Annotated in this window: 18 protein-coding genes and 1 rRNA gene; 8 read left to right on the top strand and 11 right to left on the bottom strand. The window is 68.1% G+C overall.

Annotated features, from left to right (window positions below):
* Positions 1-16: 16 nt before the first annotated feature.
* Together AB0F86_RS28640 and AB0F86_RS28645 are read right to left on the bottom strand one after the other, a co-directional pair.
* Positions 17-1,246 carry a hypothetical protein gene (locus AB0F86_RS28640; protein ID WP_356987116.1) on the bottom strand — a complete coding sequence of 410 codons (1,230 nt, stop codon included), beginning with the start codon at positions 1,244-1,246 and terminating at the stop codon, positions 17-19.
* Positions 1,247-1,438: 192 nt separating this feature from the next.
* Complete coding sequence (locus AB0F86_RS28645) at positions 1,439-2,725, bottom strand: hypothetical protein (RefSeq protein ID WP_181700093.1); 1,287 nt, start codon at positions 2,723-2,725, stop codon at positions 1,439-1,441.
* A 331-nt stretch (positions 2,726-3,056) separates the two neighbouring features.
* Here AB0F86_RS28645 and AB0F86_RS28650 point away from each other — a divergent pair, with 331 nt between their 5' ends.
* Both AB0F86_RS28650 and AB0F86_RS28655 read left to right on the top strand, forming a co-directional pair.
* Positions 3,057-4,202: an acyl-CoA dehydrogenase family protein gene (locus tag AB0F86_RS28650; RefSeq protein WP_181700091.1), complete on the top strand. Its 1,146-nt coding sequence runs from the start codon at positions 3,057-3,059 to the stop codon at positions 4,200-4,202.
* A gap of 97 nt (positions 4,203-4,299) precedes the next feature.
* Positions 4,300-4,788: a DUF4254 domain-containing protein gene (locus AB0F86_RS28655; protein ID WP_356987118.1), complete on the top strand. Its 489-nt coding sequence runs from the start codon at positions 4,300-4,302 to the stop codon at positions 4,786-4,788.
* Between the two features lie 6 nt (positions 4,789-4,794).
* On the opposite strand, the gene AB0F86_RS28660 is transcribed toward AB0F86_RS28655, so the two are convergent.
* Both AB0F86_RS28660 and AB0F86_RS28665 read right to left on the bottom strand, forming a co-directional pair.
* A complete protein-coding gene (locus AB0F86_RS28660; RefSeq protein WP_356987120.1) occupies positions 4,795-5,103 on the bottom strand; it encodes an Rv3235 family protein in 309 nt (102 codons plus the stop codon).
* 314 nt (positions 5,104-5,417) lie between these two features.
* A complete protein-coding gene (locus AB0F86_RS28665) occupies positions 5,418-6,248 on the bottom strand; it encodes a DUF72 domain-containing protein (RefSeq protein WP_356987122.1) in 831 nt (276 codons plus the stop codon).
* Positions 6,249-6,353: 105 nt separating this feature from the next.
* Here AB0F86_RS28665 and AB0F86_RS28670 point away from each other — a divergent pair, with 105 nt between their 5' ends.
* The 5 genes from AB0F86_RS28670 to AB0F86_RS28690 all read left to right on the top strand — a co-directional run bounded on the left by AB0F86_RS28670 (position 6,354) and on the right by AB0F86_RS28690 (position 11,184).
* A complete protein-coding gene (locus AB0F86_RS28670) occupies positions 6,354-7,553 on the top strand; it encodes an MFS transporter (protein WP_356987124.1) in 1,200 nt (399 codons plus the stop codon).
* Positions 7,550-7,744 carry a hypothetical protein gene (locus AB0F86_RS28675; protein ID WP_181700085.1) on the top strand — a complete coding sequence of 65 codons (195 nt, stop codon included), beginning with the start codon at positions 7,550-7,552 and terminating at the stop codon, positions 7,742-7,744. Before AB0F86_RS28670 ends, AB0F86_RS28675 begins: the two co-directional genes overlap by 4 nt.
* Before the next feature lie 91 nt (positions 7,745-7,835).
* A complete protein-coding gene (locus AB0F86_RS28680) occupies positions 7,836-8,381 on the top strand; it encodes a YceI family protein (RefSeq protein WP_181700082.1) in 546 nt (181 codons plus the stop codon).
* Positions 8,382-8,407: 26 nt separating this feature from the next.
* Positions 8,408-9,610, top strand: coding sequence for an Ig-like domain-containing protein (locus AB0F86_RS28685; RefSeq protein WP_356987126.1), 1,203 nt, complete (start codon positions 8,408-8,410; stop codon positions 9,608-9,610).
* Entirely contained in the window at positions 9,607-11,184 is a 1,578-nt protein-coding gene (locus AB0F86_RS28690; RefSeq protein ID WP_356987128.1) for an LCP family protein, read from the top strand. Before AB0F86_RS28685 ends, AB0F86_RS28690 begins: the two co-directional genes overlap by 4 nt.
* 69 nt (positions 11,185-11,253) lie before the next feature.
* Here the strand turns inward: AB0F86_RS28690 and fadD32 are convergent, their stop codons facing one another.
* Both fadD32 and AB0F86_RS28700 read right to left on the bottom strand, forming a co-directional pair.
* Positions 11,254-13,128 (bottom strand): long-chain-fatty-acid--AMP ligase FadD32, encoded by a 1,875-nt coding sequence (gene fadD32 / locus AB0F86_RS28695; RefSeq protein ID WP_356987130.1) that lies wholly within the window; start codon positions 13,126-13,128, stop codon positions 11,254-11,256.
* The gene (locus AB0F86_RS28700; RefSeq protein WP_181700076.1) at positions 13,128-14,348 is read right to left on the bottom strand and encodes a KasA/KasB family beta-ketoacyl-ACP synthase; all 1,221 of its coding nucleotides are present in this window, start codon (positions 14,346-14,348) and stop codon (positions 13,128-13,130) included. The genes fadD32 and AB0F86_RS28700 overlap by 1 nt, the downstream gene beginning before the upstream one ends.
* A gap of 181 nt (positions 14,349-14,529) precedes the next feature.
* Here AB0F86_RS28700 and AB0F86_RS28705 point away from each other — a divergent pair, with 181 nt between their 5' ends.
* Entirely contained in the window at positions 14,530-15,516 is a 987-nt protein-coding gene (locus AB0F86_RS28705; protein WP_181700074.1) for an acyl-ACP desaturase, read from the top strand.
* Here AB0F86_RS28705 and AB0F86_RS28710 read toward each other — a convergent pair.
* The 5 genes from AB0F86_RS28710 to rrf all read right to left on the bottom strand — a co-directional run.
* Complete coding sequence (locus tag AB0F86_RS28710) at positions 15,504-16,823, bottom strand: sensor domain-containing diguanylate cyclase (RefSeq protein ID WP_356987132.1); 1,320 nt, start codon at positions 16,821-16,823, stop codon at positions 15,504-15,506. The genes AB0F86_RS28705 and AB0F86_RS28710 overlap by 13 nt on opposite strands.
* A gap of 48 nt (positions 16,824-16,871) precedes the next feature.
* Positions 16,872-17,681, bottom strand: a complete 810-nt coding sequence (locus AB0F86_RS28715; protein WP_356987134.1) for an SAM-dependent methyltransferase — start codon at positions 17,679-17,681, stop codon at positions 16,872-16,874.
* An 86-nt stretch (positions 17,682-17,767) separates the two neighbouring features.
* Positions 17,768-18,415, bottom strand: a complete 648-nt coding sequence (locus tag AB0F86_RS28720; RefSeq protein ID WP_356987135.1) for a YdcF family protein — start codon at positions 18,413-18,415, stop codon at positions 17,768-17,770.
* Positions 18,416-18,565: 150 nt separating this feature from the next.
* Entirely contained in the window at positions 18,566-18,697 is a 132-nt protein-coding gene (locus AB0F86_RS28725) for a hypothetical protein (protein ID WP_356987137.1), read from the bottom strand.
* Positions 18,698-18,891: 194 nt separating this feature from the next.
* Positions 18,892-18,976: ribosomal RNA gene (rrf, locus tag AB0F86_RS28730) — 5S ribosomal RNA — on the bottom strand; the annotation flags it as partial.

Genomic DNA, 18,976 nt, shown 5'->3' on the forward strand with positions numbered 1-18,976 from the left:
CCACTGAAAGACCCGGTCAGCGGTGCGGCGTGCCCTGCTCATCGGGAGCGTGACGCCGCCACACCAGCAGCGCACAGCCGACGATGACGGCCGTCGCGATCACGACGGGCGTCTTGCTGTCCAGCGCCGGGGAGTACGTGTCGGGAACGTACGCGGTCCACCCGGACTCGCTGCCTCCGGTGAACCGGGTGTCTCCGAGCAACGTCGCGACGAACAGCACGGCGAATGCTGTGACGGCGGTAGTCGGTGCGGCGGGAAAACACGTGCCGATCGCGAATCCGGCCACGGCGGGCAGCACGAAGCGGAAGGTGAGGTCTGTGAGGGTCGTGGAGTCGACGACGGCCGGGAGCAGCCCACTGACGGTGACCACCCCGCACCCGAGAATTCCTGTCAGCGGCCGCCGACGAGCTACGCCGATCAGCACACCGACCACCACCAGCCCGATCTGCGCCGACGCACCGAGCCGATCCGGCCCGGAGACCGCCGACGAGTCCACGGCGAGCATCGCCGCCACCGCCAGCACCGTCAGCACGGCCGTTCCGTCCTGCCGCGGCAACCGAAAGCTCAGCGCGACAAGGGCGATCACGGCGACCGTCGCTACCGCGACAGCAGGATCTCCACCGGCCTGGGCGGTCACCGCGACCGACACCGCCAGGCTGAGCGGGACAGCGATGCCCGTCAGCACTCCCCGGCCGGTGGCCTCTGCATCCACCGCCGGCCCGCGAAACCCGTAGACGACCAGCGCTGCCACCAGTGCGACGAGTACAGCCCAACTCACCGCAGGCCCGGAAGTCGACGGTGCCTCCAGGTAGTCCGCGTACCGCTCCGGCATCCCGGTATCGACCTCGAGTCGCTCGCCGTACAGCACCGCGATCAGCGAGCCGGCCACGAACCACACCCGCGCGCCCACCGGAAGCACGGCTGCCCCGATAACCAGCCCGGCACCGACCGCGACCACCACGCGCTGTTCCACAGCCGTACCGGCGCCTGCCACAAGCAACACGATCCCGACCGACCCGGCGACCGCGACAACGATCCGACGGGGCGCGAACCGACTGATCAGAGCGATGGTCAGCACCGCGACGACGGCAGCCCCGGTCGCCTCGTACACCGGCTCCGGCGGAAACAACCATCCCGATCCGGACGCGACAACAGCGAACGCACGGTCGGCACACGCGATCGCACATCCACTGACATACCCGCCGATCAAGCCGACCGCCGCAGCGACCACCACACGCATGTTCATTCACACCCCTGCCGTCCGAAACAGCACCCACGCCGCCGACGAATCGCCCGCGATGGTGAAACGGTTCGGTGCCGTCGGCATCGCCGGTCGTGGAGGCTACGACGGTAGCTTCCGTTTCAGCGTTCGGTGTGGCTCCGTGACCGAGCGGCGCTCGGCACGTCGGGCCGCGAGTGCGAGGTGACGAGGCCCCGTCTACGACCCCGCGCGCTCCTTGCGGGCCTGCCGCCGAGCCTCGCGCATCTCGTTGAGTTCCTGCTCCAGGCTCTCGGCGATACGGAACTGGCCGGTGTCGTAGATGCTGGTCGGCTCGATGGCCTCGTAGCCGAAGTTGGCTTCGGCGAAGGCCTTTTCGACTCGGGCCTCGATGTCGGAGATCGTGCTCTTGCGGGCGGCGGGGACCGAGTCGGTGGTCTTCACCTGCTCGACCGGCTTGGGCGCTTCCTTCACCGGCTCGGCCGCGGCGACGACCGTCTTCTTCGCTGTGGCCTTGTCACCCGAGGACGGCTTGCCGATGCCGAAACGCTTGCGCTTCTCGGCCGGCCTGCCGTTGGAGACCGGCTCGGACGGGGTCCAGGCGGGTTCGCGGGTGATCGGGGCGGTCACCGACGGCGCGGGCGGTGCCGACTCGATGCGGGTGCTTCCGGTCATCGGCGGGGTGTAGGTGAGGCGCACGCCGTCGACGGCCTGGCGGTTGAGGATGCTCTCGGCGGGGTCGGGCAGGTCCCTGACCTGGCTGGTCGCCCGGGTGATCGCCAGGCCGTACCTGGCACTCACCGCGTCGTGGATCAGCAGCGCGACGCCGATCATCACGGGCGCGACGGCGTGCACGGCGGCGTCGTACCAGCGGCCGTCACGCACATAGGGATAGGTGTTGAGCGTGACGGTGAGCGAGAGCAGCGCCATTTCGGCCAGCGCGACCTGGCGCCGGTTGTCGATGACTCCCCACTCGGCCACCTTGTTGGTGCCGACCATGATGATGATCAGACACACGCTGATCATGGCCTCGAGCAGGTAACTGAACCAGAACAGCGGGTCGGTCGGCCCGCCGGGCGCGATGTTCTGCTGCACGTTCACCGCCGACCACAGCATGCCGGCGGCGACCACGCCCGCAAGGGCTTTCAGTGACCAGGACCGGTGCCGATACAGCGAGGCGAGTTTGGCGTGCGGGCTCGATTCGCGCCGCTGGGCGGCCATCGCCTTCCTGGCGAGCAGCAGATCTCGCATGTCGGCCTTCTCGATAGCTTCGGTGGTCTGCCTTGCACGGTCCGAGGCCTGCGCCATCGCCTGGGTGTGTTTCCAGCGCTGCTCGCGATCCTGTTCGCGGATGCGTTCGGCGAGTTCACGTTCGGCGCGCAGTTCGTCCTCGGACAGGGCGTCGGTGAGCGCCGGGTCGAACTGGTAGGCGAGTCGTCCGCGCGCCCGTTCGACGCGCTGGGCGAGCTGGCTGACGTCGTCCTCGAGGGGCGATTCGCTGGTCATGCCAGACCACCGCCCCGGGATCGCGATGGCAGACAGGTGAGCACACGTGTGAACGGCACACGCCATTCTTAATGCATTCACCCTCCGGCGCGAAACCGATGCTCCCACACCACTGCCCAAATGCGGCGCGCCGCGAGCGACACGCGCATTTCACACCTGCGGCCGAAACAGCCCACTTTTCACTTCACTGCGGCTCAAATGTTGTCGAACACCGTTCGCCACCCCGATCGAAGCCGCTATTGTCACTCCGCCAATATTGGTACACACTGTATCCGTAACCACCGGTCACGCCTGAGGCCGGTGCTGTGCCGAGCCGTAATAAGGAGACTCGATGGCCGCCAATCGGTCCAGCTGGATGAACGAGGATCTGGACGCCCTGCGCGACCTCGCCCGCGCCTTCATGGCCAAGGAACTCGTCCCGAATATCGACAAGTACCGCGAGCAGCACCATGTGGATCGCGACCTGTGGAACAAGGCGGGCGAAGTAGGTCTGCTTTGTCTGTCGATCCCGGAGGAGTACGGCGGCGGTGGCGGCACCTTCGCCCACGAGGCGGTGCTGATGGAGGAGCAGGCGCGCGCCGTCGACACCTCCTGGGGCGTGAGCCTGCACAACGGCATCGTCGCCCACTACCTGCTCGCCTACGGCACCGAGGAGCAGAAGAAGCAGTGGCTGCCCAAGATGGCCTCCGGTGAGGTCGTCGGCGCCATCGCCATGACCGAGCCCGGCACCGGCTCCGACCTGCAGGCCGTGAAGGCCAAGGCGATCCGCGACGGCGACGAGTACGTCATCAACGGCTCCAAGACCTTCATCACCAACGGCGCCCAGGCCGACCTCATCATCCTGGTCGCCAAGACCGACCCCACCCAGGGCGCCTCCGGCGTCTCGCTGGTGCTGGTCGAGGCCGACCGCGAGGGCTTCCGTCGCGGCCGCGTGCTCGACAAGATCGGTCAGAAGGGCCAGGACACCTCCGAGCTGTTCTTCGAGGACGTGCGCGTCCCGGTGAGCAACCTGCTCGGCTCCCAGGAGGGCCAGGGCTTCGTCCAGCTGATGCAGCAGCTGCCCCAGGAGCGCCTGATCGTGGCCCACGGCGCGGTCGCGGGCATGGAGGTGGCGCTCGAGCACACGCTGCGCTACACCAAGGAGCGCGAGGCGTTCGGCCGCCCGGTGTTCGGTTTCCAGAACACCAAGTTCAAGCTGGCCGAGGTGGCCACCGAGGCCCGCATCGCGCGCGTGTTCATCGACGACTGCATCGAGAAGCACCTGCGCGGCGAGCTCGACATCCCCACCGTCGCGATGGCCAAGTGGTGGTGCACCGACAAGGCGATGCAGATCGCCGATACCTGCCTGCAGCTGTTCGGTGGCTACGGCTACATGAACGAGTACCCGATCGCGCGCATGTGGGTGGACAACCGCGTGCAGCTGATCTACGCGGGCACCAACGAGATCATGAAGGAGATCATCGCGCGCAGCCTGTAGGACCGCGGGCGGAACCGTCCGACCTATCCGTATCCGCAACCGGGACGAATGTTCTTCGGAAAGCGGTACGAACAGGACAAGGATGGTGCGGCGAAACGTGGACAGGGAACCGGGACTGCCTGCCCGCGCCGACATGATGCGTGCCGTGTGCGGGGTCGCCGGGACCGCCGACCCCGTGCTCGCGGCCGCGCACGAATTGGCGGCCCTGCACGAACGCCGCGAACAGCTGGTGCCCGGCGACACCAGCGATATCGATTGGGAGCGCGCCAGGTTGGTCTGCGAGATCGACCGCTGGGTGCTGCTCCGCTCGCCGAAACCACCGACCACGGCGCCGATGCACACCGAGAGCATCGGCGCCGTTGTCGATCGCATGGCCCATTTCGCCGCGCTCACCTACCGGGCGCTGGCCTGCGGCGCCGAGGCCGATTTGCGCGCCGCCCAGCAGCGGCTGCACGAATTGGCCTGCGGCTACGACGATCTCGTCGCCGAGGTGGCCAACGGCACGCGCCGCCTGCCCGATGGCTCCGACGACGCCCCCGACAGCGGCCGCGACCAGGCCGACCAGCATCGGCCGGGCACCGAATAGCCTTCTTCAATACATTCGCAGCGCGACCAACCGCCAGGTGTCCTTGTCTGATTCGATCCGTCCGGCGATGGCGAGAGTGCGGTCGCCCCGCTGATACAGGGCGAACACTTCGGCTGCTCCAGGTTCCGCCGAGGTCTGACGCACACGCGTGAGATTGGCGGCGCCCAATCCCTTTCCGGGAACCAGATCCTGGGCGAGCATGGTGGCGACCGCCGACACCACCAGCGGATCGGCGAAGGGTCGCAGATGCGCCACCGACCGACGCCGATCGAGAACTTCGAGCACCCACCGCAGCACCTGCTCGGCGAATCGCATTGTGTCCGTGTGCGCTTCGGCGACCGGCGTCTGCGCCACACACGCACCGCGCACCGCGCGCCTGATCCCGGCGGGCGTCCCGTGCCCGGACCGCCGCGTGCGCGCCCGGGTAACCCGATGCGGCACAACCGCTTCCGATCGCCCGCCGGGCTCCAAGCGCGGCTCACAATGCGGCGCGGGCAACAACGACGTTCCATCCATCGACCCAGACATGGGCTGTCCCCTCGAGTCCCGCCCACACACTCCCCAGTGATGGCGCACAGCATGCCACGACCCTCCGACAAGTGTGCGCGGAATCGACGCGGACAGGCTGGTCAGAACAGTGTCATCGGTTCCTCGGTACCGCCCGCGGGTTGCGGTGGCAGCTCGGGAATCACCGCGGCGACCTCGGCGTGGAACCGGCGGGCCAGGTCGCGGGCGGCTGCGTTGTCGGGTGTGTGCACGAAGACCGTCGGCGACCGGCCTTCCCGCAACCACTGCGCCACCGTCTCCACCCAGGGCTCCCACCCAGCCACCGTGCGCTCCTCGTCGGATCGGCCGTGATAGCGCACGATCGGGTACTCGGTGAGCGCTCGGGTACGCCTGGGCACCCGAGGCTTCTTCGCCCGCGCCTCCACCTCGGCCGGGTCCGCCGACGGCCCGTCGAACAGCACCGTCGTGTCGAAGGGGACCCATTCGGCACCGATCCGACCGAGCACCCGTTCCAGCTGCACGGCGGCGCGGTCGTCGGTGAAGAAGGCCGGGTGCCGCACCTCGACGGCGCAGCGCAGACCGGAGGGCAGCTCCCGCTGGAACCGGGCGAGCGCGCCGAGATCACCCGGACCGAACGACGCGGGCAGCTGCAGCCACAGCGCGTGCACCCGGGAACCGAGTGGCGCCATCACGTCCAGGAAGGCCGCGAGGTCGGCGCGCGCGTCGACGAGCCTTCGTTCGTGGGTGATCGCCCTCGGCGGTTTGAGGACGAACCGGAAGTTCGGCGCGGTCTGACGCGCCCAGGATTGCACCGTCGAGGCCGAGGGGGTCGCGTAGAAGGTCGTATTGCCCTCCACGGCGCCGCAGTGCGCGGCGTAGGAACGCAGCTTCTCGGCCGACGCGGGCCACTGCGGATGAGTCCACATCGCACACCCCACCCGCAGCTCACGCACTACCCGACCGTATTACAGCGAGCGCCCGTCCCTAAAATGAGACCGGTTGCCACCATTTCGCCCGTGCGCGTTTCCCCGGTGCGCGCACGACGGAAAGGGCCTGTGATGGCGATTCTCACCAGCGAGCGGCCCCGTGCCGTCCCGGCGACCCGCGCCTGGCAGGCGGTCTCGGCCGCCGTGGTGGCGATCGCCTGGGGTGGCAACGAGTTCACCCCGTTGCTGGTGATGTACAAGGGGCACGGACTGGCCGCCACGGCCGTCGATCTGCTGCTTTTCTACTACGTGCTCGGCATCGTGCCCGCCCTGCTCATCGGCGGTCCGCTGTCGGACCGATTCGGCAGGCGCCCGCTCATGCTGCCCGCCCCGCTCATCGCCGCGGCCGGTTCGCTGTTGCTGGCGGCGGGGGCGTCGTCGGTGCCGATGCTCGCGGCCGGGCGGATGCTGTGCGGTGTCGCACTCGGGCTGGCGATGGCCGTCGGCGGCAGCTGGCTCAAGGAATTGTCCGGGCCAGGCGTCGGCGCCCGGCGCTCGGCGATGAGCCTGACCGCGGGTTTCGCCCTCGGCGCGGGTGTGGCGGGCGTGCTCGCACAGTGGGGTCCGCTGCCCGATTCCACCGCGTATCTGGTCAATGTGGCGCTGTGTGTCCTGGCCACGGCCTGGCTGGTGCGAGCACCGGAAACCGTGCGGCGACAGACACATCCGACCCGGCTGCTCCACGATCTGAAGATCCCCGCCGCAGGTCACCGCCGCTTCCTCCGGGTGGCGGTGCCCGTGGCCCTGTGGTTGTTCACCGCCAACGCCACCGCCTACGCCGTGCTGCCCACGCTCATGCTCGGGCAGGTCGGCGAGGCCCCGATCGCGTTCTCCGCGCTGGTCACCATGGTCACGCTCGGTTGCGGTTTCACCATTCAGTCGGTCGCGCGCCGCATCGACCGGCCCGGCACCGCCCGCGCCGCGGTGCTCGCGCTCGTGCTGCTCACCGCCGGCATGCTGCTCGCGGCGTGGACCGCGTCGACCCTCACCATCGGCGCGACACTGCTCACCGCCGTCGTCCTCGGCAGCGGTTACGGCATCGGCCTGGTCGCCGGCTTGCAGCAGATCGAGCGGATCGCGGGCCCCGGCGACCTTGCCGGGCTGAACGCGGTGTTCTATTCGGTGAGCTACCTCGGATTCGGTGTGCCCGCGATCCTGTCGGCACTGCACGGCAGCTTCGGCTTCGGTTATCCCGCCATGTATCTGGTGACCGCGGTGATCGCCGCGGCCTGCCTCGCGCTGGTCGCGGCCAACTATCGTGAACGAGTATGAGCACCGACCCGGTCGAAACCCTGCGCCGCTGGGCGGATTCGGGCGCGATCTGGCGGGTGCTCACCCGTCGCGCCGACAGCGTCACCATCGGCTTGTTCGAATGCACCGGCGGCCAGGAAGTCGACCGGTTCACCTCCACCGACCCCGCGCTGCTGCGGTTCCTCGGCGAACGGACGAGCAGCGATAGCTGACCGATACTCCCCGCCGGGCTAGGCTGGGTTCCGTTATCGCTTCACACCCCGTCGGCCGTCCCACGGCCGGATCGTCAAGTGAGGAGAGATCATGTCGGCACCTGCCAAGGGACTGGTCGCGGGAACCTGGGTCATCGACCCCGCCCATTCCAGCCTCGAATTCTCGGTTCGTCATCTCATGGTGAGCAAGGTGCGCGGCCGGTTCACCGACTTCTCCGGCACCCTCGTCGTCCACGACGACGGTACCGCCGACGCCGAAGCCGAGATCCAGGTCGCCTCACTCACCACCGACAATCCCCAGCGTGACGCCCACCTGGCCACCGCCGACTTCTTCGACGCCGCCAACTATCCGACGGCCACCTTCAAGGCCACCGGGTTCAAGGCCCTGGGCACCGAATTCAGCGTCACCGGCGATTTCACCGTCCGTGGTACCACCCATCCGGTCACGCTCGAGGTGGAGTTCCTCGGCACCGGCCCCGGCATGGCCGATGCGCCGGTCGCCGGTTTCACCGCGACCGCCACCGTGAACCGCCGCGATTTCGGCCTCACCATCGACATGCCGATGGCCGACGGTGGCGCGGTGATCGGCGACAAGATCAACCTGACCCTCGACATCGAGGTCGGCCTGCAGAGCTGAGCGGAACCGGACCGAGGGAGGGGCAGATGATCCGACAACGTTGTTCGGCCGCGCTGGCCGCCGTGCTCGTGCTGCTGCTGGTCGCGGCCTGCGGCGGCTCGACCACCGACTCCGGGTCCTCGACCCAGGCCCCACCCGAGGCTGTCGTCTCGGTGTCGCCCGAGTCGGGCGCCACCGAGATCGACCCGCTGGCCCCGGTCCGGATCAGCACCAGCGAAGGCACGCTCACCTCGGTGACGATGACCAATGAGCAGGGCAACGAGGTCGAGGGCGTCTTCACCCCCGATCGCACCGCCTGGAAGCCGACCGAACCCCTCGGCTACGGCCGCACCTACACGATCACCGCCGCGACCGACCGCGGCACCGAGCCGACCACCTCGACGTTCACCACGCTCGCCCCCAACAACCAGACCAAGGTGTATTTCCGCACCACGGGCGGCACGGCCCTGTCACCACAGGGAACCTTCGGCGTCGGCACGGTTGTCGTGGCCCACTTCGACGAGAACGTGCCGGATCGGGCCACCGCCGAACGGCACCTGTCGGTCACCACCGACCCGCCCGTCACCGGCTCCTGGTACTGGCTCGACGACCGCAACGCCCACTGGCGCCCGCAGAACTACTACGAGCCGGGTACCCGCGTGACGCTCGCCGCCGATATCTACGGCAAGGACCTCGGCGGCGGGCTCTACGGCCAGGAGGACACCAAGACCAGCTTCACCATCGGCCCGTCCCACGTGTCGATCGTCGACGACACGACCAAACAGGTCCAGGTCTACGAGAACGGCACGCTGGTGCGCACCATGCCGACCTCGATGGGTCGCGGCGGCAGCGAACAAGTGGCGGGCAAAACCATCTCCTTCTGGACCCAGCCCGGTGTCTACACGGTGATGGACAAGGCCAATCCGGTCGTCATGGACTCCTCCACCTACGGCCTGCCCGTGAACTCGCGCCTCGGCTACAAGGAGACCATCGGCTGGGCGACCAGGATCAGCACCGACGGTATCTACCTGCATCAACTCGACGACACCATTTGGGCGCAGGGCAACACCAACGTCTCGCACGGCTGCCTCAACCTCAGCGGGGAGAACGCGCGCTGGTTCTACGAGTTCTCCCAGCCCGGTGATGTGGTGGAGATCCGCAATACCGGCGGCGCACCGCTCGAAGTGTGGCAGAACGGTGACTGGAGCGTGCCCTGGGACCAGTGGCTGGCGGGTAGTGCCCTGAGGTGAACCGGATCGATGAACCACCGGCGCCCTGGCCGCGCCGGCAGCCACCCAGGCGTATCGGCGCCCCACCCGTCCCCCGGTCGACCGGCCGTGCCCGGCTCCGCCGCATCGGCTCGATCGTCACCAGGATGGTCGTCGCCGCCGCCGCGCTCGCGGTGCTGGCGGGTACGGGCCTCGCCTGGTCGGCGAAGAACGGTTTCGATGCCGGTTTCCTGCACTCCGACGCCCTCGGCGACGACGCGCCACGCTCGCTCGACGGCGCGGTCAACATCCTGCTGATCGGCCTGGACACCCGCAAAGACCTCGACGGCAAGGACCTGCCGAAAGCGATCCTCGACCAGCTGCACGCCGGTGACGGCAGCGAAGGTGGCTACAACGCCAATTCACTGATCCTGCTGCACATTCCGGCGGATATGAGCAAGATCGTCGCCTTCTCCATCCCCCGCGACAACTATGTGGCGGTCACCGGCATCCCCGGCTACTCGCGCATCAAGATCAAAGAGGCATACGGCCTGAAAAAGGCTGTGGTGCAGGCGAAACTGATGGAACAGGGCGTCGACGACCCCGTAGAACTCGAGCGCCGCAGCCGGGAGGCGGGCCGCGAATCCATCGTCACCACGGTGCGCAACCTGGTCGGAGTGCCGATCGACCGGTTCGCCGAGATCTCGCTCGCCGGGTTCTACGACCTGGCCGACGCGGTGGGCGGCGTCGATGTGTGCCTGACCAACGCCGTCGACGACAGCGAGTTCTCCGGCGCGGTGTTCCCCGCGGGCCGTCAGCATCTCGACGCGTCCCAGGCCCTCGCGTTCGTGCGCCAGCGCCACGGTCTGCCCAACGGCGACCTCGACCGCACCCACCGCCAGCAGGCCTTCCTCACCTCGGTTGCCAAGTCGCTCAAGGACTCCGGCACCCTCACCGATCTGAGCAAGTTGTCGGCGCTGATGGATGCGGCCCACCGCGACGTCGTGCTGTCGCAGGGCTGGGACCTGTTCGAGTTCGTCCGCGACCTCGGTGCGGCGGGCAGCATCCCGGTCGAGTTCCGCACCCTGCCGGTGTTGCGCTACGACGTGATCGACGGTCAGGACGTCAATATCGTCGACCCGGCCGCCATCAAACGCGAGGTGCGCGCGGCTTTCGGCCAACAGGCCCCGACAACCACTGTGGCGGTGGCGAATCCCGATGCCGTGGTGGACGTGCACAATGTCGGCTCGACGACCGGGCAGGCCGCCCAGGTGTCGAAGATGCTGACCGCGCGCGGCTACGGCCAGGGTGAGGTCGGCGGCGGTGACGGCAACGACGAGCCCTATTCGGCGGTCACCTACGGCCCCGGCGCCATCCACGACGCGCGCGCTGTCGCCGAAATCCTCGGTGGCCTACCGGTTTCCGCGTCCCCCTGGGTGGAGGACGGCCACGTGCGCGTCGTCCTCGGCGCCGACTTCACTCCCCCCGCCGAACTGAGCCCGACCACCACCACCCGCCCCGTCACCACGACCAGCAGCGTCGCCGGACAGCCCCTGCCGGACGCAGGCAAACCACTCACCACCAACATCGGCGACACGATCCCCTGTGTGAACTGAACCGCTCCGCAGCCGACGACAAACGGCCCGGCCACCGGTTTCCCAGCGGCCGAGCCGTTTTCGGTGGCCTCAGTCGACCGGAGCGTCCGGATAGTCCTGCTGCCGGTAGCCCCCACGCAGCGTCCCGTCGAGGTAGGCCGCCCGGCACGCACGCCGGGCGATCTTGCCGCTCGAGGTCCGCGGAATCGAACCGGCAGGCACCAGCAGCACATCACGCACCGTCACACCGTGCCTGCGCGAGATCGCCGCACGCACCGTTTCGATGATCGGCTGCGGATCGAGTTTCGCCGCCCCCGAACCTCTTTCGGCCACCAGGACCAACTGTTCGGCGATGTCGTCGGCATCGGCCACCCGCACCGGCGCGGGCAATTCCCCCGCCGGAACCGAGAACGCCGCGATGAAGCCCGGCCGCAGGGCGTTGCTCGCTTCCTGTGCCGAATACTCGAGGTCCTGCGGGTAGTGATTGCGTCCGTCGACGATGACGAGGTCCTTCACCCGGCCGGTGATGAACAGTTCCCCGTCGTAGTAGGCACCGAAGTCGCCGGTGCGCATCCAGGTCGCGTCCTCCGGCGCGCCCTCGGCGCGGCTGCCGATCGGATTGCGGGTCACCTGGTTGTGGAAGGTCTGCGCGGTCTCCTCCGGCCGCCCCCAGTAGCCGATGCCCATATTGTCGCCGTGCAACCAGATCTCGCCGACCTCACCGTCGCACCGCTCGATGCCCGTCTCCGGATCGACGATCACGGCCCACTGCGACCTGGCGACATACCCGCACGACACCTGCGCCACCGCCTGCGCGGCGTGCTCGTCGACCTCGACCATGCGTCCGGCATTGAGCTTGCCCCGGTCCACATAGACCACCCGCGCCTCGTCCTCGCGGCGGGTGGCCGACACGAACAGCGTCGCCTCGGCCATCCCGTAGCAGGGTTTGATCGCGGTCTTGGACAGCCCGAACGGCGCGAACGCCTCGTTGAACTTGCGCATCGAGGCCACCGACACCGGTTCGCTGCCGTTGATGAGCCCGATCACGTTCGACAGGTCGAGCGTCTCGTCGCCTTTGGGCAACCCGCGCACCGCCGCGTGCTCGAACGCGAAGTTCGGTGCGGCCGAGTAGATCTCGGCTCCGTCGGCCTGGGCTGCGAGTTCCTTGATCCAGCGCGAGGGTCTGCGGACGAACGCGCTCGGCGACATGATGGTGATGAACTTGCCGCCGATGGTCGGCAGGATCACGGTGAGCAGCCCCATGTCGTGGAACAGCGGCAACCAGGTGACACCACGCGCGTTCTCGGTGATGCCGATGGCGTCGATCATCTGGAGCAGGTTGGTGCCGACCGAGCGGTGGGTGATCTCCACACCGGCGGGCACCCGGGTGGAGCCGGAGGTGTACTGCAGGTAGGCCACGCTGTCGATCGAGATGTCGGGCCTGCGCCAGCGCGATCCCACCGCGTCGGGAATCGCCTCCACCGCGATGATTCTCGGCCTGCGCGTGTTCGGCTGTTCGCGGAAGAAGTTGCGTACCCCCGCCGCCGAACCCGTGACGGTGAGCACCGCGGCCGGCTCGCAGTCACCGAGCACCGCGTGCAACCGATCGCTGTGCCCCTGCTCCTCCGGATCGAACAGCGGCACCGCGACATTGCCCGCGTACACCGCCGCGAACAGCGCCACCACGTAGTCGAGCCCCTGCGGCGCCAGGACCGCGACACGGTCGCCCGGCTCGGTGACCTGCTGCAAGCGCGCCGCCACCGCCCGCAACCGCACCCCGAACTCACGCCAGGTGAGCTCCTGGTATTCGCCGTCGCGTTCGCGCGAGTAATCGATGAACCGGTAGGCCAGCTCGTCGCCGTTGGCCTCGCTGTGCTTGTCGACGAAATCGATGAGCGTCTGGTTACCGGGAATGCGGATGGCGCCGTGCTCGTCGAGGTAGTCGTCGAGTGTCTCGCCGATCATCAGAACCGCCCGAAGGCCAGGGCCACGTTGTGCCCGCCGAAGCCGAACGAGTTGTTCACCGCGTAGTCGATGCGGCCCGGCCGCGCCTGACCCGAGACCACGTCGAGGTCGATGGCGGGGTCCTGGTTCTCCAGGTTCAGCGTGGGCGGGACGATGCTGTCGCGCACGCTGAGCACGGTGATCACCGATTCCAGCGCACCCACCGCGCCGATCGAATGCCCGAGTGCCGACTTCGGCGCGTACACCGAGGCATGCGACCCGATGGCCTTGCCGATCGCGTTGGCCTCGGCGGTGTCGCCGATGGGAGTGGCGGTGGCGTGGGCGTTGATGTGGGTGACGTCGGTGCGGCTGATGCCGCCGGTCTGCATGGCCCGCGTCATCGCCCGAGCCGCACCGGTGCCGTCGGGGTCGGGCGCGACCAGGTGGAAGCCGTCGGAGGTGACTCCCGCACCGAGCAGGCGCGCGTGGATCGTCGCCCCGCGCGCCTTGGCATGGGCCTCGGTCTCGATCACCATCATCGCCCCGGCCTCACCGAAGACGAATCCGTCGCGGTCGACGTCGAACGGGCGCGAGGCGCCCTTGGGGTCGTGATTGCGGGTGCTCATGGCACGCATCTGGGTGAAGGCCGCGATCGGCACCGCCTGGATGCAGCCTTCCACCCCGCCGGTCACCACCATGTCGGCATCGCCCATCACGATCATCCGCCACGCGTTGGCGATGGCCTCCGAACCCGACGAACACGCCGAAACGGGCGTGGAAACGCCTGCGCGCGCGCCCAATTCGACGCCGACACACGCGGCGGCGCCGTTGGGCATCATGGCCGCGACGGTCTGCGGCGACACCTTCCGGTAGCCGCCGTTGGACAGCTTGTCCCGCGCGTACAGCAGGGATTCGGCGCCGCCGAGCCCGGTACCGATGGAGACGCCGAGCCGATCCAGGTCGACCTCGGGGCTGCCCGCGTTGCGCCAGACCTCACGGCCGAGCGCCACGGCCATCTGCTCGACGTAGGACAACCGGCGCGCCTCCTCGCGGGTGAGCGAGGCCGCCGGCGACACCTTCAGGTGACCACCGATCCGCACCGGAAGGTCGAAGTCGTCGATGAAGGAGTCCTCCAGGACGTCGATCCCGCTCTCGCCGTTGAGCAGACCTTTCCAGGTCGAGTCGACGTCGCCCGCGATCGACGTGGTCGCCGCAAGGCTCGTGACCACGATGTCCGTCATAATTCTTCGCTCACTCTCTCTAGCTATGCCACGACTGAACGGGAACCGCTGATGGAGCTGAACTGGTGAAGCGTAGAGAATGGCACCGCGTTTCGCCAGGTGCCTTGTGCCGGGTCTATTCTCGGCGACGACCGGCAACATTACCGACTCTTGCTTTTCCCTGCAGCGAAAGGGCACGAGCGTGGCCAGGAACCTCACCCAGCTGGAACTGCTGATCGAATTGGAAGATGTTGCGGCGCGCAATGTCGATCGTCATCTATCGATGGCCAAGGACTGGCACCCGCACGACTACGTGCCGTGGGAGCAAGGCCGCAATTTCGCATCGATGGGCGGAATCGATTGGGCGCCCGAGCAATCCGCCCTGAACGAGGTCGCCAAGGCGGCGATGATCACCAACCTGCTCACCGAGGACAATCTGCCTTCCTATCACCGGGAGATCGCCGAGAACTTCTCCCAGGACGGCGCCTGGGGCACCTGGGTCGGTCGCTGGACCGCCGAGGAGAACCGGCACGGCATCGTGATGCGTGACTATTTGGTCGTAACGCGCGGCGTAGACCCGGTCGCGCTCGAGAACGCGCGGATGATCCACATGACCAACGGCTACTCGGCCATGTCGGTGGTCGACGAGAAGGCCGGCGCCTTCGATGTGCGCGACACTTCCGGCGCCGGCTTCCTGTACTCGGTGGCCTATGTGACCTTCCAGGAACTGGCCACCCGGGTGAGCCACCGCAACACCGGCCGTGCCTGCGACGATCCGATCGCCGACCGCATGCTCGCCCGCATCGCCGCCGACGAGAACCTGCACATGATCTTCTACCGCAACCTGTGCGCGGCCGCCCTCGATCTGGCGCCCGACCAGACCATGGAGGCGATCGCGACCATCGTGGCCGGTTTCCAGATGCCGGGCGCCGGCATGCCCGGGTGGCGCCGCAACGGTGTGCTGATGGCCAAGCACGGCATCTACGATCTGCGCCAGCACCTCGAGGAAGTCCTGCTGCCGGTGCTGCGCAAATGGGACATCTTCGATCGCACCGATTTCGGTCCGCGAGGCGAGAAGGCGCGCGACGATCTGGCCGCCTTCCTCGACCGGTTGCGCCACGACGTGGTTCGCTTCGAGGAACAGCGCGATCGTTCACTCGCGCGCGCGAAGCAACGTCAGCTGGTCTGATCGAGCGCGGGCGGCGACCGGTGCACCTGTGGCCGGATCGCCGCTCGCGCATGGTGCTTGTTCCGGTACATCGCGGCGTCGGCGGCCTGGAGCAGTTCGTCGGCGGCGGCCGGTGGCTGTTCGAAGAACGCGGTGCCGATGCTCACGCCCACGGCGAGCATGTGCCCGTCCACCTCGAGCGGCGCCGACAACGCCGCCATCAGCTCGTCGGCCAGCTCGGTCAATGCCTGTTCACCCGAACACTTTTCGACGAGCACGAGGAACTCGTCGCCCCCGATCCGCGCGGGCAGCGCCGAACGGGGACCGAGGGTGTCGCGCAGGCGGTCGCCGACCACCCGCAGCACCCGGTCACCGATGGTGTGGCCCCACAGGTCGTTGATCTCCTTGAAGCCGTCGAGATCCAGATAGCAGACGCCGACCGGCGGTTCGGCGCCCGCGAGCCGGCTGAACAGGTGCGACCGGTTCGGCAGGCCGGTCAGCGCGTCGTGATTGGCGTCGTGCCACAGCCGGTCGGCCAGCTGCTTGCGCTCGGTCACGTCGACCGCGACACCGACCAGGAACCGGATCGCACCCTCGGCGTCACGAACCGCCGACATCGACAGGTCGATCGAGGTGACCCGCCCGTCGTCGCGAACGTGTTCGGTCTCGGTCCGGAAGCTCTCCGACTCCCCCGCGACCATTCGCTGCAGTTCGACGAAAGCATCGTTGAGGTTGGCCGGGCCGAGGATGTCGGCGACGGTGCGCCCGACCATGGACTCGGGGGTCTGCCCCAGCATTCGGGCCAGGGTCAGGTTGCAGTTCACCACGCTGCCGGTCATGTCGACGGTGCCGATGCCCACCAGCGCACCGTCGAATACGGCCTCGAAACGGGCCTCCGACAGGGCGCGCCGGTCCTCTGCTTCCTGCGCGGCCGAGAGCACCGCGGCCAGCGTCTGTTCCTGTTCGGCCAGTGCCGCCGCCCGCAGCGCGGCGGTGAAACCGGCTGCGAAGTCAGCCGCCAAAGCGACTGCCCGGCTGCGTATTTCGGCTAGCGCCGGATCGTCGGAGCCGGCTGCGGCGTGTTCGACGAGGTCGGTGCACAGCACCGGAATCGTGCGGCTCACCGCAGCCGGGTCGCGGTAGTTCACCGCGACCAGCATGCGCGCCGCCTGCCGGGCGACATCGGGGTCCTCACCACCGCGCGCGGCATCGATGAGACCCGTGCACAGCGCGGCGAGCATGTCCTCGATCTGGGAGCGGGTGAGGGTGGGAGCGACAATACCGTCGAGCGCGTCAGCCCACCGCTGCGCCAGCTCCCATGACCCCACCGTTCATCCGCCCCTGTCGTCGTCTCTCGCACCGCCGTGACGACGGGCTCAGCCCTTGCGCGCGACCCCACCGAGACCGAGCGAACGCCCGGGCTTCTCGTGCTGATCTCGCTCCGACTCAGGTCGCCACGCCGGCAGTTCCACCACGCCCGGCGACTCCAGATCCCAACCATCGAACATGGCGACGATCGCGTCCTTGGGCCGGAAATGGATACCGACCCGGTTCTCGTTCGCCGCGTTGGCGCTCAGTTTACCCGCGTCCTCCGGCCGCAATTCCGAGGTCAGATGGGAGATGGCGACGAGACTGCCCGGTGCGACCACGTCCCGCAGCGCGCTCACCTTCCCCGCCGGATCGTCGTCGTCGGACACCAGATGCAGCACCGCGATCAGCAGCAGCCCGACCGGCTCCGCGAAGTCGATCAGTCCGGTCTCCCGGACGGCGGCCAGCAGGTCGTCGGTCTTGCGCAGGTCGGCCTCGATCGCGCCCGCCCGCTCGTTCCCGTGCAGGATCGTGCGCGAATGCATGACAGCCACCGGGTCGATGTCGACGTAGAGCACGCGGGCTTGCGGGTCGAGTTCGTGCACGATCTCGTGCACATTGCCCGCGGTGGGGATGCCGGAACCGATATCGAGGAACTGGCGGATGCCCGCGTCGAGCATGAACCGGACGGCCCGCCGCAGGAACGCACGGTTGCTCAGCGCCAGGCGCGGCAGATCCGGCACTAGCTTGGTTCCCATTTCGGCAGCCATCCGGTCGACCGCGAAATTGTGCGAGCCACCGAGTAGTGCGTCGTACATCCGAGCCGGGCTCGGTTGCTGCATATCGACACCGTCCGGTGCCCAGGCAGGCCTGTCCATCGCCGATCAACCCCTGTCTTTCCGCGCCGCGCCCCGGCGGCATTCGATGATCGTAAACTCCGGCACCGACATCGGCGCGGTTCGGTTCACTTGCCCGCACCGTACGGCTGCGCCCACAGCGGCGCCACATCCGGCGTCATCGTCGCGACGACCGGCACCCCGGCTGCCAGAAAGTTCTCCAGCGCCCGGCGCATATGGTCGGCCGAGGTGATGAGCACCGCCTTGTGCACGCCGAGTGCCGCCATGAGCTGCGCCGAGAATTTCGCGTTCTGCACGGTGGAACCGGCTTCGGTTTCGGCGTGCAGCCGGTGCTTTGCCACGCCGCGTACATGCAGCCAGTCGGCCATCACCTGCGCCTCGGTGACACCGTTGCGCGGATTGCCACCGGTGACGATCACCGGCGAGGCGGGTGACATATAGGCCTGGACCAGCGCGGCGTGCAGCCGGTTGCTCAGTTCGGCACGCATGGTGCCGTCGGGTTGCAGGCCGTAGCCGAGTACGACGATCGCCGTCTCGGGGCCGTAGGTGTCGGGCAGGTCGATTCCCGCTACTCCCGCAAGGGAATTCGCGGCGCCGAGCATATCGGCGGTGACCCGGTCGGTGATGCCCGCGAGCGGGTCGGGTCCGGGTTCGGCGGCTACCGGTGCGGCGGTGAGAACCGCCCCGATGAGGGCGGCGGGAAGCACGAGTGCGGCAGCGCCGCGACGGAGAACTTGATGAGCGAGCCGGTCCATGCGACAACCTCCAGAGCGACGTCGCATAATGGTCGCGCACCGGGGCGCCGGGCACAGAGGTTTTTGAAATGTTGCCGATTCGCTTCTGAATCCGCTCCGTGGGACGAAACAGGTCCCCCGGTCTCGGCCGAAGGACCTGCGGTACCTAGGTCAGAACGGCTGGCCGGAGAGCGAGCCCATGATCAGGATCGGGAGGGCGATCGCCGAGAACAACGCGGACCTGAGCGGATCGCCGGCCAGGTAGCCCTCGCGCAGCCAAGACAGAGCATCAGTAGAACCCATGAACATACTGTACCGCCTCCCCGCGACTCGGCCGGCGGCCTGGGAAGTGGGTGACGGATCGAATCGGGCATGCGGTACGCAGACCATCGCGTAATGGGCGTACCCGGGGAGTTACCCATGTACTTCCGAAATCTGATGTCCAGAAACGCAAAAAGGCCCTCCAGCATGGCTGGAGGGCCTCTTTGTGAATGATTGTCCGGCGGTGTCCTACTCTCCCACACCCTGTCGAGTGCAGTACCATCGGCGCAGGTGGCCTTAGCTTCCGGGTTCGGAATGGGA

Source organism: Nocardia sp. NPDC023733, from assembly GCF_040639775.1.
Classification (GTDB): domain Bacteria; phylum Actinomycetota; class Actinomycetes; order Mycobacteriales; family Mycobacteriaceae; genus Nocardia; species Nocardia rosealba.